Source organism: Pseudomonas sp. S3_B11, assembly GCF_054667715.1.
In genome coordinates this window covers 2,763,810-2,778,417 of the sequence record NZ_CP162749.1, presented here as the reverse complement: position 1 = coordinate 2,778,417, position 14,608 = coordinate 2,763,810, and the positions used below count along the sequence as shown (strand labels likewise).

General features: G+C 59.6%; 15 protein-coding genes. 8 read left to right on the top strand and 7 right to left on the bottom strand.

What is annotated here, in order from left to right:
* Nucleotides 1-13: 13 nt before the first annotated feature.
* Both AB4O22_RS12695 and AB4O22_RS12690 read right to left on the bottom strand, forming a co-directional pair.
* Nucleotides 14-1,780 (bottom strand): S8/S53 family peptidase, encoded by a 1,767-nt coding sequence (locus AB4O22_RS12695; protein ID WP_460096417.1) that lies wholly within the window; start codon nucleotides 1,778-1,780, stop codon nucleotides 14-16.
* Between the two features lie 104 nt (nucleotides 1,781-1,884).
* Nucleotides 1,885-2,184 carry a hypothetical protein gene (locus tag AB4O22_RS12690; RefSeq protein ID WP_003201264.1) on the bottom strand — a complete coding sequence of 100 codons (300 nt, stop codon included), beginning with the start codon at nucleotides 2,182-2,184 and terminating at the stop codon, nucleotides 1,885-1,887.
* Nucleotides 2,185-2,310: 126 nt separating this feature from the next.
* Between AB4O22_RS12690 and AB4O22_RS12685 the strand changes: the two genes are divergently transcribed.
* Nucleotides 2,311-2,616: an NIPSNAP family protein gene (locus tag AB4O22_RS12685; RefSeq protein ID WP_003201266.1), complete on the top strand. Its 306-nt coding sequence runs from the start codon at nucleotides 2,311-2,313 to the stop codon at nucleotides 2,614-2,616.
* A gap of 96 nt (nucleotides 2,617-2,712) precedes the next feature.
* On the opposite strand, the gene arsH is transcribed toward AB4O22_RS12685, so the two are convergent.
* Nucleotides 2,713-3,447: an arsenical resistance protein ArsH gene (arsH, locus tag AB4O22_RS12680; RefSeq protein ID WP_460096416.1), complete on the bottom strand. Its 735-nt coding sequence runs from the start codon at nucleotides 3,445-3,447 to the stop codon at nucleotides 2,713-2,715.
* Nucleotides 3,448-3,653: 206 nt separating this feature from the next.
* Between arsH and AB4O22_RS12675 the strand changes: the two genes are divergently transcribed.
* A complete protein-coding gene (locus AB4O22_RS12675; RefSeq protein ID WP_460096415.1) occupies nucleotides 3,654-4,370 on the top strand; it encodes a class I SAM-dependent methyltransferase in 717 nt (238 codons plus the stop codon).
* Nucleotides 4,371-4,393: 23 nt separating this feature from the next.
* On the opposite strand, the gene AB4O22_RS12670 is transcribed toward AB4O22_RS12675, so the two are convergent.
* Complete coding sequence (locus AB4O22_RS12670; RefSeq protein WP_460096414.1) at nucleotides 4,394-4,555, bottom strand: DUF2986 domain-containing protein; 162 nt, start codon at nucleotides 4,553-4,555, stop codon at nucleotides 4,394-4,396.
* 36 nt (nucleotides 4,556-4,591) lie between these two features.
* A complete protein-coding gene (locus tag AB4O22_RS12665; protein WP_460096413.1) occupies nucleotides 4,592-5,530 on the bottom strand; it encodes a hypothetical protein in 939 nt (312 codons plus the stop codon).
* Between the two features lie 319 nt (nucleotides 5,531-5,849).
* Here AB4O22_RS12665 and AB4O22_RS12660 point away from each other — a divergent pair, with 319 nt between their 5' ends.
* Entirely contained in the window at nucleotides 5,850-6,401 is a 552-nt protein-coding gene (locus tag AB4O22_RS12660) for a cytochrome b (RefSeq protein ID WP_460096412.1), read from the top strand.
* 162 nt (nucleotides 6,402-6,563) lie between these two features.
* On the opposite strand, the gene AB4O22_RS12655 is transcribed toward AB4O22_RS12660, so the two are convergent.
* Together AB4O22_RS12655 and AB4O22_RS12650 are read right to left on the bottom strand one after the other, a co-directional pair.
* Complete coding sequence (locus AB4O22_RS12655; protein WP_027912259.1) at nucleotides 6,564-7,592, bottom strand: alpha/beta hydrolase; 1,029 nt, start codon at nucleotides 7,590-7,592, stop codon at nucleotides 6,564-6,566.
* A 25-nt stretch (nucleotides 7,593-7,617) separates the two neighbouring features.
* A complete protein-coding gene (locus AB4O22_RS12650) occupies nucleotides 7,618-8,064 on the bottom strand; it encodes a cyclophilin-like fold protein (protein ID WP_460096411.1) in 447 nt (148 codons plus the stop codon).
* Between the two features lie 125 nt (nucleotides 8,065-8,189).
* Between AB4O22_RS12650 and AB4O22_RS12645 the strand changes: the two genes are divergently transcribed.
* The 5 genes from AB4O22_RS12645 (at nucleotide 8,190) to AB4O22_RS12625 (ending at nucleotide 14,528) form a co-directional block, all read left to right on the top strand.
* On the top strand, nucleotides 8,190-9,083 hold the full coding sequence (locus tag AB4O22_RS12645) for a LysR family transcriptional regulator (protein WP_460096410.1): 894 nt from the start codon (nucleotides 8,190-8,192) through the stop codon (nucleotides 9,081-9,083).
* 318 nt (nucleotides 9,084-9,401) lie between these two features.
* Nucleotides 9,402-9,884 (top strand): formate dehydrogenase subunit gamma, encoded by a 483-nt coding sequence (locus tag AB4O22_RS12640; RefSeq protein WP_003201284.1) that lies wholly within the window; start codon nucleotides 9,402-9,404, stop codon nucleotides 9,882-9,884.
* On the top strand, nucleotides 9,878-11,437 hold the full coding sequence (locus tag AB4O22_RS12635) for a formate dehydrogenase beta subunit (protein ID WP_460096409.1): 1,560 nt from the start codon (nucleotides 9,878-9,880) through the stop codon (nucleotides 11,435-11,437). The genes AB4O22_RS12640 and AB4O22_RS12635 overlap by 7 nt, the downstream gene beginning before the upstream one ends.
* Nucleotides 11,434-14,310, top strand: a complete 2,877-nt coding sequence (gene fdhF / locus AB4O22_RS12630) for a formate dehydrogenase subunit alpha (RefSeq protein ID WP_003201288.1) — start codon at nucleotides 11,434-11,436, stop codon at nucleotides 14,308-14,310. Before AB4O22_RS12635 ends, fdhF begins: the two co-directional genes overlap by 4 nt.
* Nucleotides 14,307-14,528, top strand: coding sequence for a formate dehydrogenase subunit delta (locus AB4O22_RS12625; protein WP_460096408.1), 222 nt, complete (start codon nucleotides 14,307-14,309; stop codon nucleotides 14,526-14,528). Before fdhF ends, AB4O22_RS12625 begins: the two co-directional genes overlap by 4 nt.
* Nucleotides 14,529-14,608: the final 80 nt, after the last annotated feature.

The following is a 14,608-nucleotide window of genomic DNA, read 5'->3' as shown; positions in this document are numbered from 1 at the left end:
GTGACCTTGACTTTCAACGCACGCGGTCGCGGCTTTGTGCGGCCAGGTCCAGGGCCTTTTGCATGTCCAGCCGCGCCGAGCGGCCGACGTCTTTGTCGTTGAGTTGGTAGCGGCGCTCCGACGGCAGAATGGGGGCGGTGAGGTCTTCGGCGTCCATCTGTTCGAAGTCGTGATTGTCGCCGATGGTCATGGCGCTGCGGCGTAGCAGCATGCGCAGTTGCTCGGGTTGCAGTTGCGGGTTGATGGACAGCATTGCCGCCAGCAGCCCCGCGACCATGGGCGTGGCGTAGGACGTGCCGCAATGCACTGCGCCTTGCTGGCCTGCGTTGGTCGTCGAGGCATGTGCGCATGCGGCGGCGGTGATGTCGACGCGCATGTCGATGTTCGAGGAGCTGCGTTTGACCGCGTAGGCCGGGTCGTCGACGGCGACGCCGGTGTGCTCGCTGCGCTGGTGCCCGCCGACCACCAGCAATTGCTCGGTGATGAAGGAGGAGGGCAGGCGGTATTCATCGCTGCCCGAGAACGAAGCGCCATTGCCGGCGGAGTTCACCACGATGACGTCGGGATGTTCCTTGCGCAGCCAGAGGAAAAACTCCTCCAGCAACTCCTCGTACCCGCCCATGGCGATGCCCGAGCGCAGCAGCGAGTCGATGTCATCGCCTTTGATGTCTTTCGCGCCGACGCGGTGGATGCCCCAGCTCCAATTGAGTACGCGTACACCGTCCTCCACGAGGTTGACCGAGGCAGCGACGTTGGCGGTGATCCCGGCATCGGAATTACGTTCGACGATGACCTCGAAGCCACCGCTGGTTTTGTCCAGCCCGCGGAGAAAACCAGTGTTGCCGCTGTCGTCCCAGCGTGCTGCGAGAATGCCGGCGACGGTTGTGCCGTGGTTGTCCGGTTTATCTGCGTCGCGGGCGTAGACGCAGGTGCGTGGTGGTGAGCAGGCGCCGAGGTAGTCTGCAAAGTCCGTCGTGTCGAAATCCACATCGCGCTCGATCAGGCCGATGCGCACCGGTTGCGGCTGGATGGGCGGCTGTCGTCCGGGGATGCGTCGTTGGTAATAATTCACCGCGTCGAGAAAGCGATTCGCGGCCCACTCATCGGAGTCCAGGGCTGGCTTCTTCGGTTCTTCAGGATGGACTGCGGCTTGCTCGGTTTCTTCGGCCGAGGACTCTTCGATGACCACGGCGTCCACGCTGGTCTCGCTGCCCAGGCGCAGCACCAGGGCGTCACGCTGCACCAAGTCCTTGGCCGGCAGGTGAAGTTGGTACAGGTTCAGCGGCGCGATGCTGCCGACCACCGTTGCCCCGTACTTGCGGGCCAGGCGCTCGGCTTCCTGGCGGCCATCACGGTCTTCTTCGATCAGCACGCTGACCAAGTCGACATAGGTGGTCAGGCCATCCATGTTCTTCGCTACTTCGTCCGTTCCGGCGGCCAGTACGTGACTGTTGCGCAAGGTCAGCCAGGCGGCATTGCTGGCGCGTGGGCCGTCCTGCAGCCAGAGCGGGCCGCTCTGGTAGTCGGCGCTGTCCAGGCGCAAGCGCAGGTTTTCCCCTTCGCGCTGGACCTTGTCTGCGGGTATCACCTTTGCGCCCAGTTTCAGTTGTGGCGTTGCGTTGCCCAGTCCGCGTACGGTCAGGCACCAGTCCTGGTGCTGGCTTTGCAGCAGGTCGCCGCAGCGTTTCAGGCTTTCCAGGCGCAGCGGTTCAGGCACTGCGGCAGTTGCGCAGGCAGACAAAGAGAACAACGTAGCGAGGGCAGCGGATCGTAGGGGCATGAGCCAGGTTTCTTTGCCGAGGGTCCTGTTGCTCCGACTGTTGCGTTGCTTGCTTCGTTCAGCGCAATAACGCTACCCAGCGATGACGCCTCTTCGTTCAGAAGCTATCGAGGCGCACACCCAACATGAACGCGATACCTGATATCCCGATCAAAACTGTCTTCCGGGTTTTCATAAGCTTCCAGTGTTTCCAAGAACCCTGTGCGCTCAAGACTCACCAGATCCTCAAGGGACCAATCAAAGGGGAAGTCGCTGGAAAAGCTTTCGCCCTGGTATTCAATCCAATGAAAAACCGGGAAGGGCAGGTAACCGAGCCACTCTGATCGATAGGTGATCTCGTCGGATTCGCTGCTCGTCACCACGGCGTGGATCTTGTTCTTGATGGTTGCTTGGCGTTCATCCATGGTGTTTCGATCCTGGGTGATGAGATGGAGAGAGCAGCAAAGTTGTTCGGCTAATGGCAATCATCGACGACATGCCTCGTATCCTGTGTAGAATCCGTTTTTTCCAGTTTTCAAAGGATTGAGCCCGTGATTACTTGCCATGTCAGGTACGTCATTGACCCCTACCAGATCCCAGCTTTCGAGAGCTACTCGCGCCAATGGATTGAAGTGGTGACCCGAATGGGGGGCGTCCATCATGGCTACTTTCTTCCCGCCGAAGGCGCCAACAATATCGCCTACTGCCTGTTCAGCTTTTCCAGCCTGGCCGACTACGAAAACTATCGAAGGAAAGCCGAACAGGATCCAGCGTGCGTTGAATTGGTGACCCAGGCGACGGAACAACGATTCATTCTGAGTTATGAGCGTAGTTTCCTGCGGCCTGTTCTTGATTGAGCGGGTGGCTGCTTGAATCAATGTCAGATTTCAAGCCATGAGCCAACATTCGTTAAAGTCCTACATCACACCGAAGACCTATTACTATCGCGGCACCTAGATAGACCTCTGGTTAACGCGTTTGGATAGCGCTTCGGCGCTTTCCTTGCGCTCGGAGTAGCGGTCGACCAAATAGGTTTCTCTGCCGCGCACCAGCAAGGTGAACTTCATCAGTTCCTCCATGACATCGACGACCCGGTCGTAATAGGACGAGGGCTTCATGCGCCCGGCTTCGTCGAACTCAAGGAAGGCTTTGGGGACGGAGGATTGATTGGGGATCGTGACCATGCGCATCCAGCGACCCAGCACGCGGAGTTGGTTTACTGTGTTGAAGGATTGCGAGCCGCCACATACCTGCATCACCGCCAATGTCTTGCCTTGGGAAGGACGAACCGCGCCCAGTGCGAGCGGGATCCAGTCGATCTGCGCCTTGAACACCGCCGACATCGAGCCGTGGCGTTCCGGCGAGCACCAGACCTGGCCCTCCGACCACATCACCAAGTCGCGCAGTTCCTGCACCTTGGGGTGATCGACGGGCGCATCGTCCGGCAGTGGCAACCCGGACGGGTCGAAGATAGCGGTTTCGGCGCCCATGAGCTCCAACAGACGCGCCGCTTCGCGGGTCAGCAACTGACTGAAAGAGCGTTCGCGGGTTGATCCGTACAGCAAAAGTATGCGCGGTTTATGTTCGGGGGCTGCGTTCTTTGCGAGTTTTTCCGCTGTTGGTACGTCGAAAAGTAACAGGTCAAGATTTGGGAAGTTATGCGGGGTTTCGCTGGAGAATTCAGTCATTACACAGCTCCAATCCGGTCCAGAACATATGGAAAAAAGCATATTCGTATTTCCATATGTTTATCGCAAGCCGCAATTGGCTGACCGCGCAAAATTCTGCCGATGGAAAACGATATTCCTTATGGGAATGCTACGCATAAGATTAATGAATTTTTATTATCCATAAGCGCGGTGTAGCTTGATTTCAGCACACGGAGAACTGCGCCTTGAAATCATCCTCGTTAAATTCAGCGGAAAAATTTGATACTTCACGGGCCAACGAGTACGGCCGGCAGAGCCGCATTGCGCTCGCTGGATACGACGCCTGCCAGGACTTGGCGGCGTGCATGCTGGCAGCGACCCTTGGGAATGTGGGCTCGGCGAAAATACTGGTGGTGGGCGCCGGCGGTACGGCGCAAGAGATCATTGCAATGGCCAAGCTGGAGCCGAGTTGGCGCTTCACTGCCGTCGATCCGTCCGGGCCTATGCTGGAGGCCGCGAAGCAGCAATTAGCCGCAAACAACGTGCTTGAAAGAACCGCCATGCATCTTGGGCATGTTGAAGACCTGGTAGCCAACGGGTCGTACGATGCTGCCACCTTGATCGGTGTGCTCCATCATCTCGATGGGGATGAAGCCAAGTCGAAAATATTACGGTCCATCCAGGCACGTCTAAAGCCGGGGGCGCCGCTGATTGTCGCCGGGAACCAATATGCGTATGCCAGTCAGCCGTTACTCCTCGCGGCCTGGGGGCAGCGCTGGCGACAGCATGGCGCCAGCCCGGAAGAAGTGACGGTCAAGCTTGGCAAGATTCTTCAAGGCGCCGACCCTCCACATTCCGAGGCAGCGGTTCAAAAACTGTTGAATGATGCAGGATTCGGCAGTGCTACCCGGTTCTTCAGCAGTCTTTTCTGGAGCGCCTGGTTAACGTGCAAAACGGCCTGAGCATGGAGCTTCAGCGACGGGGGTCAGCTTTCCGGCGGCGTGATGGGGGCGTCGCTGGCTTCTGCCGCCAGTTTCAGTCGGTCGGCTTTGCTGATGTATTGAGTCTTGTTTTTGGGTGCCAGCTTGGCACTGGCTTTTTTGGCGTTAGCCTTCAATATCTGGTTTATTTTCTTGCGGCGATTCATGGTGTTCTGCTCAGCATGTCAATTTTCCGGATGGTATCAGCTTTCCGTTTTCTCAGGATTTTTCCTCATTTTTGCAGGGGGCTTCACACGGCGCTCGATAATGATCGAGTCATTCGGGATCTCCAACCGGATCGCCGTTTCATCGGCGTGCATTTCAATGAGTGTCGAATTGCCTACGCCTCGGAAAATCACCGTCGCATTTTCAAATTTTTTGTAATTTTCCAGCGGTGAATCCTTGGGGGCTGGCAATAGATTGGCGTAAGGCGGTTTCACCAGAATCGTTGCCCTTTCTATACGTATTTGCGCGAAGCTCATGGCCACTTGCAGCAAGTCCGAAGTCACGCCCCCCATGAGAAGGGGCGTCAGGAGGATGACCCCAACGATCACTGCCCTGGTTCTCTTCAAGGGTTTCATTTCGGCGTGAGGATTCTGGTCAGGATGCTCGGAATCGACGACTTCAGGTACCGATGGCTGCGCTGCTTTTACTTTCTTGTTCTGCTCCAGATAGGCGGAGTAAACGATGTACTGAAAAATGGGCAGAAGGATGAGCTGAATGTGTTCCAAGGGGCTTTTATGGGTAAGGAAATAAATGGTCACCGCGCCGCATATTCCAAAAAATACCGAGAGGAAGGTTATTTTTGGTCGTTTGAATTCCAGTACGGGGTTTTTATCGGTGATTTTTCCATGTAGCCAGACGAAGCCTCTAAGTACGGGTATGAAGAACGGCGAAAGTAATATCCCGACAGCCGTGACGGAGACTGAAAAGTAAACACAAACCAGCCCGAAGCAAAACGCCGTGACCAGAAATAACAAGCTGTCTCCAACGGATACGCCTTGTGGGTAATGACCGTTGCTCAATAAATAACTGACGATGCACGTGCCGCCAATCAGCAATCCGATTTTTGCCGACAGGGAGAGTAGTTTTGTAGCGATCTCTATCTGTTTTTCCAGTCCGGTGGTTGCTTCCCGCATCATAGAATCCTCCTTGATATTAAGCAGCAGATGGTCGCTTCCCGGACGCATCTATCCGTAGAGCATAGCGATGCTTTGGTTGTTCGTGGCGTGTGAGTGCGCGCAGAGTTGGGGCGAGGTTGGCGAATGCTTCCCATGAGTCTCTGGAGGTGATCGCGGGTTCGCACTTGGTACAACGTCTAAATGTAAAAAAAGCGTCTTGGAATGCCGGTCTTCAGACTGCCTTAAGACTTTACCCGCAGGTTGGCAGCATCGCTTCCCAGCGATCGGATCGGGGCTGCCGAATGAGTCGGCGGCTCGTCAGACTTTCACGAGGCGCGTTATGACCCGCGATATTGCCGTAAACCGTTATGGAAAACTGTCGATCACCCTGCACTGGTTGATGCTGGCGCTGTTCGTCGGCGTATATGCCTGCATTGAAATCAAGGGGCTGTTGCCCCGTGGCAGCACCGGGCGAAGCCTGTTCCTGGGGTTGCACGGGCTCTTCGGGTTGAGCATTTTTGCACTGGTTTGGGTCCGCCTGTTCGGGCGCTTGACACCGCGCCCGCCGGTCACACCCGCGCCGCCGGCCTGGCAGACGGGTGTTTCCCACCTGATGCATGCGGCCCTGTATGGCTTGATGATCGCGACACCGGTGCTGGCCTGGCTAATGCTGGCCGCCGGAGGTAAGCCCATGCCGTATTTCGGGTTCTTCTTGCCGGCCCCCGTGGCGGTGGATCCCGATTTGGCCAAACAGCTCAAGTATTGGCACGAATTGCTCGGCAGCAGTGGCTACTGGCTCATCGGCCTGCATGCGGCGGCGGGTCTGTTTCATCATTACTGGGTGCGTGACAATACCCTGGCGCGGATGCTGCCGGGGCGGAACCGCTCTTGACTACTCGGCTGACGGCGATGAGTACCGCGCTCGAAACGCCTGTCTGACGCGGCCCAATTTGCGCCGGTTTGTCAGGTAGGTTTGCTCGCACGAACATATCTGACAAATCGGCGTTCCTGTTTCCGTGTCCCCTGGAACTCCGTGAAGAAACTAGTCCCTTTGTCACTTCAGATTGCTCTGGAAGAAGCTCGTCAGCTTATCGAACGGAATGAGGTTGACCCGATCATAAAGATCGACATGGCCTGCCCCAGGAATGATGACAAGTTCCTTGGGTTGACCGGCGAGCTTGTAAGCCTCCTCGCTGAACTCCCTGGAGTGCGCGTCGGCGCCAGCAATGAATAACATCGGATGAGGCGAAATGGTCTCGATGTCATTGAGCGGGTAGAAATTCATGAACTTGATGTTGCTCGTCAGCGTCGGGTGCGTGGTCAGGTCTTTGGAGGAGCTGGCTGGTGTGAATTCGCCGCGCGGGGTGCGGTAAAAATCATAAAATTCACGCTGGATAGGATGGGTACTTTCATCCAACTGATGCACCGTACCGCTGGTGTAAAGCGTTTCACCGCCTGCGAACTCCACATTACGCTGCTGTGTGGCCTGCGCGATGATCGCCCGGCGCTGTTCAAGCGTTTGGGAGTGCTTCAATCCGTTGCGATTGACGGCTCCCATGTCATACATGCTCACCGTTGCAATGGCTTTCATGCGCGGGTCAATCTTGGCTGCACTGATAACAAAGCTGCCACTGCCGCAGATGCCGATTGCGCCAATCCGCTCTTTATCGACAAAAGGCTGGGCGCTGAGAAAGTCCACTGCTGCGCTGAAGTCTTCGGCATAGATATCCGGCGAGACTGCATTGCGCGGCTGCCCCTCGCTTTCGCCCCAGAATGACAAGTCCAGGGAAAGGGTCACGAAGCCTCTTTCTGCCATTTTCGTGGCATAGAGATTGGCGCTCTGTTCTTTCACTGCGCCCATCGGGTGGCCTACGACAATTGCCGGATTCCTTGTCTTGCCATTGAGTTTTTTCGGGATGAACAGATTGCCGGCTACGTTCATCTGATATTGGTTTTTAAAATTGACCTTCTGTACGGTCACTTCGTCGCTGGAATAAAAATTGTCTGCGCCATTAGACATATCGGCCCCTATTGCTGACAGTGAACTGACAAGCAGCGTCAGTAAAACGATGATCTTTTTCATTGGAAATCCTATCGATGCGGAGTAATCAATTCTGGGAAAACATCACTTGCACACCCCGCCGGCCCAGCGCCTGAGCCAGTCTTGCGGGGTCGTCCACACGCCCCAGGCGCGTGTATGCGTAGGTTGAAACGAAGTTCGTATAGAAGATGACCAGGGTGTCCGGGCCATACAGCATGAGATCGCCGCTGTGGATCGTTCCCGGCTTGCTCGCTTGGGTAGGTAGTGCTTGGGGGAGGGCGGCGTACTTTTCATTGCAGTTGAGATCACTCATGTCCAACGTCAGTGGCAATGATGCGACAAGCGCGCGGGCAGCTGCGTTGTTGGCCAGGGTGATGGGGAAGCGTTGTTCCCCGACGGTCATCCACATGCCAGTGTTCTCCGTTAGCGAAGATGCCGATGCGGCTTCATTCATTGTCGAGTAGCTGCCGAGCACGAGCATCGAAGCCAGCAAACCAAGCCAGGTCGCCCTCATCGCAGTTCTGCTTTCATTCCTGTTCATGGGGAACATGGTGAGCGACGGACAGTCACGCGACTAGCTAATGAATGCTTAACAAGGCTATAAGTAAGGCTAATTAATAGGCTTAGATGTGTTTCGCCATGATCAAAAGAAATCTCAATGATCTGCTGTCTTTCGTCACGGTCGCGCGCGAAGGCAGCTTCACACGCGCTGCCGGGGCATTGGGTGTCACACAATCTGCACTGAGCCAGGCAATCAATGGCCTGGAAGCACGCTTGCAGATCCGGTTATTGACGCGGACCACTCGCAGCGTTTCGCCGACCATCGCTGGTGAGCGGCTGCTGCAAGCGATAGGCAATCGCTTCGATGAAATAGAAGCGGAGCTGGATATGCTGACGGAGATGCGCGATAAGCCCGCGGGCACCGTACGCATCACCTGCGGTGATCATGTCTTGCGCACGACCTTGCTACCCAAACTTACCGGGTTGCTGCACGACTACCCGGATATAAACGTTGAATTTGACGTGTGTTATGGATTCCGAGACATCGTGGCGGATCGGTTTGATGCTGGTGTGCGCCTGGGGGACACCATCGACAAAGACATGGTTGCCGTTCCGATAGGCCCTCCATTGCGGATGGCTGTCGTCGCTTCGCAAGCGTACTTCGCTGCCCACGCCATTCCCAAGGCCCCGCGCGACCTGATGAGCCATCGCTGTATCAACCAGCGCATGCAGACATCAGGCGGGCTCTATGTCTGGGACTTTGAGCGGCGAGGCAAACAGGTGAACGTGCGAGTTGACGGCCAGCTGATTTTCAACACGTCGACTCATATCGTGCAGGCGGCAGTGGCCGGGCTGGGCGTTGCCTACCTGCCAGAAGAAGAGTTTGAACCGTACCTGCAAGAAGGCCGGCTGGTGCGGGTGCTGGAAGATTGGTGTCCGCCGTTTTCAGGCTACTATTTGTACTATCCCAGCCGGCGACAGCCTTCGCCTGCATTTACATTGGCTGCTAATGCCTTGCGCAAAGACATCTGAAAAAAGGTGATTGACCGTTCAGCGGGGAAACCCGCACTTGCGCATCGTCTATGTTGTTCAGGCAACGCCGATTCACGGGGACAAGTTATCAAGTAGTCGCTTTCAGGACACGTTTCGTCGTCCATGTGCAATCGCCAACCCCCGGGAGTGGCAAGCTGTGAGGATGCCCCGGACCAGATGCGCCAAAGACACCTGGCCGGAGAGCGAGAATGGCGATCGGATGTGCCACGCGACCGTGACGTGGGCCGCACGCCCAAGCCAAGACTCCGGACGGCGGCCGCTATGCGGCGGTGGCGTTCGAGATGCCGAGGTACGTTTATGCCCGATGAGACGCTTCACCTGCCTTTGATCCACAGCGTGCTTGCGCGCGAAAAGGACACCCCCGGTGCCTTGCTGCCTATTCTCCATGCCATCCAGGCAGGCTGCGGGTATGTCCCCGACAGCGCCGTCCCGGAGATCGCCCACGCCCTCAACCTCAGCCAGGCTGAAGTGCGCGGGGTCATCAGTTTCTACCACGATTTCCGCACCACGCCGCCGGCGCGCCATACCCTGCGCCTGTGCCGGGCCGAGTCCTGCAAGAGCATGGGCGCCGAGACCCTGGCTGCGCAGTTGCGCGAGCAATTGGCGCTGGACGATCACGGCACCAGCGCCGATGGGAGCATCAGCCTGCGGCCAGTCTATTGCCTGGGTGCCTGCGTCTGCTCGCCGGCCCTGGAGCTGGACGGGGAGTTGCATGCGCGGATCACGCCTGAGCGTCTGCGTCAGTTGGTCAATGACTGCATGGAGGAGGGCGCATGCTGACGCTCTGTATCCCCCGCGATTCGGTAGCCCGTGCCGTGGGCGCGGACAAGGTGGCCGATGCGTTGGCCCTTGAGGCTGAGCGTCGACAGCTGCCGTTGACGGTGTTGCGCACCAGTTCCCGTGGCCTCTATTGGCTGGAACCGCTGGTGGAGCTTGAAAGCGCCGGCGTCCGGCTGGGCTTTGGCCCTGTCACACCGGCCGATGTGCCGGGCTTGCTGGATGCGCTGGCAGGCGATCCCGGCAGCCATCCGCTGGCCCTGGGGCCGGTGGAGGAGATTCCCTATCTCAAGAGCCAGCAGCGCCTGCTGTTCGCGCGCGCCGGCATCACACAACCGCTGTCCCTGGACGACTACCGTGCCCAGGGCGGTTTCCTGGGCCTGGCCCGGTCCATCCAGATGGATGGCGCGGACGTGGTCGCCAGCGTGCTGGATTCCGGCCTGCGCGGTCGGGGCGGTGCGGCGTTCCCGGCGGGCATCAAGTGGCGCACCGTGGGTGATGCCGTGGGGGCGCAGAAGTATGTGGTGTGTAACGCCGATGAGGGCGACTCCGGCACCTTCGCCGACCGCATGCTGATGGAAGGCGACCCCTTCCTGCTGATCGAAGGCATGATCATTGCCGGCATCGCCGTAGGCGCGACGATGGGCTACATCTACGTGCGTTCGGAATACCCGGCCGCCATCAGTACGCTGAACGAAGCGCTGCGCATTGCTCGCGGCGCCCGCTATCTGGGCGCGAACGTGAGCGGTAGCGGCTGCGCCTTCGACATCGAGGTTCGTGTCGGGGCCGGCGCCTATATCTGTGGCGAAGAAACCGCACTGCTGGAATCCCTCGAGGGCAAGCGCGGCACGGTTCGCGCCAAACCGCCACTGCCGGCGATTCAAGGCCTGTTCGGGCTGCCGACCCTGGTGCACAACGTGGTGACCCTGGCCTCGGTGCCGATCATCCTGGAGAAGGGCGCGCAGTTCTATCGCGACTTCGGCATGGGCCGCTCCCTGGGCACGATGCCGTTCCAACTGGCCGGTAACGTCCGTCAGGGCGGTCTGGTGGAGCGCGCCTTCGGCCTGAGCCTGCGTGAACTGGTGGAAGGCTATGGCGGCGGTACCGCCAGCGGTCGGCCCCTGAAGGCCGCGCAAGTGGGCGGGCCGTTGGGTGCCTGGGTGCCGCCTGCGCAATTCGATACGCCGCTGGACTACGAAGCGTTCGCCGCCATGGGCGCGATGCTTGGCCACGGTGGCGTGGTGGTCGCCGACGACAGCCTGGACATGGCCCAGATGGCCCGGTTTGCCTTGCAGTTCTGCGCCGAGGAGTCCTGCGGCAAGTGCACGCCGTGCCGGATCGGCTCCACCCGTGGGGTGGAAGTGGTGGATCGCTTGATCGCCAGCACCGAAGCCGGTGCTCGCCAGGAACAGGCCCTGCTGTTGCAGGATCTGTGCGACACCCTGCAATACGGTTCGCTCTGTGCCCTCGGCGGGATGACGTCCTACCCTGTCGCCAGTGCCCTCAAGTATTTCCCCGCCGACTTCGGTCTGGCGACCACGGAGGCCGACCAATGATCAACATCTTCGATCCCAGCAGCGATATCGACCTGGGCACCCCGGCGCGCGAAAGCGACGTGCAGGTCAGCCTGACCATCGACGGGCGCGAAATCAGCGTCACCTCCGGCACCTCGGTCATGCGTGCCGCGGCCTTGCTCGGCACCACCATTCCCAAACTCTGCGCCACCGACAGCCTGGAGGCGTTCGGCTCCTGCCGCATGTGCCTGGTGGAGATCGATGGCATGCGCGGCTACCCGGCCTCCTGCACCACCCCGGTAACCGAAGGCATGGTGGTTCGCACGCAAACCTCCAAGCTCGCCACGCTGCGACGCAACGTGATGGAGCTGTACATTTCCGATCACCCGCTGGACTGCCTGACATGCTCGGCCAACGGCAACTGCGAATTGCAGACCGTGGCGGGGCAGGTGGGCCTGCGCGAAGTGCGCTACGGCTACGAAGGCGCCAATCACCTGGATGAAGCCAAGGACGTTTCCAACCCCTATTTCGAGTACGACCCGAGCAAGTGCATCGTCTGCAACCGCTGCGTGCGTGCCTGCGAGGAAATCCAGGGCACCTTCGCCCTGACGATCACCGGACGCGGTTTTGACTCTCGAGTGGCGGCGGCCGGCGGTGACAACTTCCTCGATTCCGAATGCGTGTCCTGCGGCGCCTGCGTGCAGGCATGTCCGACGGCGACCCTGATCGACAAGAGCGTCGTGGAGATCGGCCAGCCGGAGCGCAGCGTCATCACCACTTGCGCCTACTGCGGTGTGGGTTGCTCGTTCCGCGCCGAGATGAAAGGCGAACAACTGGTGCGCATGGTCCCGGACAAGAACGGCCAGGCCAACCACGGCCACTCCTGCGTCAAGGGCCGCTTCGCCTGGGGCTACGCCACGCACCCGGACCGCATCACCAAGCCGATGATCCGCAAGCACATCGACGACCCGTGGCAGGAAGTCAGTTGGGACGAAGCGGTCACTTACGCCGCCAGCGAATTGCGCCGGATCCAGCTCAAGTACGGGCGCGACTCCATCGGCGGCATCACCTCCAGCCGCTGCACCAACGAAGAAACCTACCTGGTGCAGAAACTGGTGCGCACCGCGTTCGGCAACAACAACGTCGACACCTGTGCCCGCGTCTGCCATTCGCCTACCGGTTACGGCCTCAAGCAGACTTTGGGCGAATCCGCTGGTACCCAGAACTTCGACTCGGTGATGAAAGCCGACGTCATTCTGGTGATGGGCGCCAATCCCACTGACGCGCACCCGGTGTTCGGCTCCCAGCTCAAGCGCCGCCTGCGCCAGGGCGCACGGCTGATCGTCATCGATCCACGGCGCATCGACCTGGTGGATTCACCTCACGCCCGTGCCGAGCTGCACCTGCAACTGCGTCCGGGCACCAACGTGGCAATGCTCAACGCGTTGGGCCATGTGATTGCCACCGAAGGCTTGATTGACCAGCCTTTTGTCGAGGCACGCTGCGAGGCGGCGGACTTCGCTCGCTGGCGCGATTTCGTCAGCCTGCCGGAAAACTCCCCTGAGGTCCTGGGCCCGGTGTGTGGCGTGCCTGCCGAGCAGATCCGCGCCGCCGCGCGGCTCTACGCCACCGGCGGCAACGCGGCCATCTACTACGGCCTCGGCGTCACCGAGCACAGCCAGGGCAGCACCTCGGTCATGGGCATCGCCAACCTGGCCATGGCCACCGGCAACATCGGTCGCGAAGGTGTCGGGGTGAACCCGCTGCGTGGACAGAACAACGTCCAGGGCTCCTGCGACATGGGCTCGTTCCCCCACGAGCTGCCGGGCTATCGGCATATTTCCAACGAAGCGGTACGCGCCGAGTTCGAGCAGGCGTGGAACGTCACCCTGCAACCCGACCCGGGCCTGCGCATTCCCAACATGTTCGAGGCGGCCCTGGACGGCACCTTCAAGGCGCTTTATTGCCAAGGCGAGGACATCGCCCAGAGCGACCCCAACACCCAGCATGTGACGGCCGCGTTGTCCGCTCTGGAATGCGTGATCGTCCAGGACATCTTCCTCAACGAGACGGCCAAGTTCGCCCACGTGTTCCTGCCGGGCAGCTCGTTCCTTGAGAAGGACGGCACCTTCACCAACGCCGAACGCCGCATCTCCCGCGTTCGCAAGGTGATGGACCCGCTGGCCGGCAAGGCCGATTGGGAAGCCACCATCGCCCTGGCCGACGCCCTGGGCTACAAGATGCACTACAACCATCCTTCGGAAATCATGGATGAAATCGCCCGCCTGACGCCGACTTTCACTCGCGTCAGCTACGCCGAACTGGATCGTCACGGCAGCCTGCAATGGCCTTGCAACGATGCCGCACCGGACGGTACGCCGACCATGCACATCGATCAGTTCGTGCGCGGCAAAGGGCGCTTCATGCTCACCGGCTACGTGCCCACCGATGAGAAGGTCAACGGCCGCTACCCGCTGCTGCTGACCACCGGACGCATACTCAGCCAGTACAATGTCGGCGCCCAGACCCGACGCACCGACAACGTGGCCTGGCACGAGGAGGACCGGCTGGAGATTCACCCAACCGACGCCGAGAACCGCGGGATCGTCGACGAAGACTGGGTGGGTATCGGCAGTCGTGCCGGGCAAACGGTGCTGCGTGCGAAGGTGACCGAGCGGGTGGCACCGGGCGTGGTCTACACCACGTTCCACTTCCCTGAATCGGGCGCCAACGTGATCACCACCGACAACTCCGACTGGGCCACGAACTGCCCGGAATACAAGGTGACGGCGGTCGAGATCGTGCGGGTCAGCCAGCCTTCGGAATGGCAGAAGCGTTACCAGGCGTTCAGTGATGAACAGGGACGCTTGCTCAGGGAACGTCGCCATGCCGAGAAAGCCGAGGTGCGTCGATGAGCTCTGACAGCTTGATCAAGATGGCCAACCAGATCGCCCAGTACTTCGCCACCGAGCCGGATCACACATTGGCGGTGCATGGCGTGCGCCAGCACATCAAGAGCTTCTGGACGCCGGGCATGCGCCGGCAATTGCAGGATTGGCAGCAGATGCATCCGGGGGCTGTCCTGCACCCCCTGGTGCTGGAGGCGCTGACGGAGCCGGAGGGGACGACCTAGCGCAGTTTACTGGCGTCAAGTTATCTTCGTTGCGCTTATCAGGTGGCTGTCCTAATCTCCGAGACAAGGCATTGTGCCAG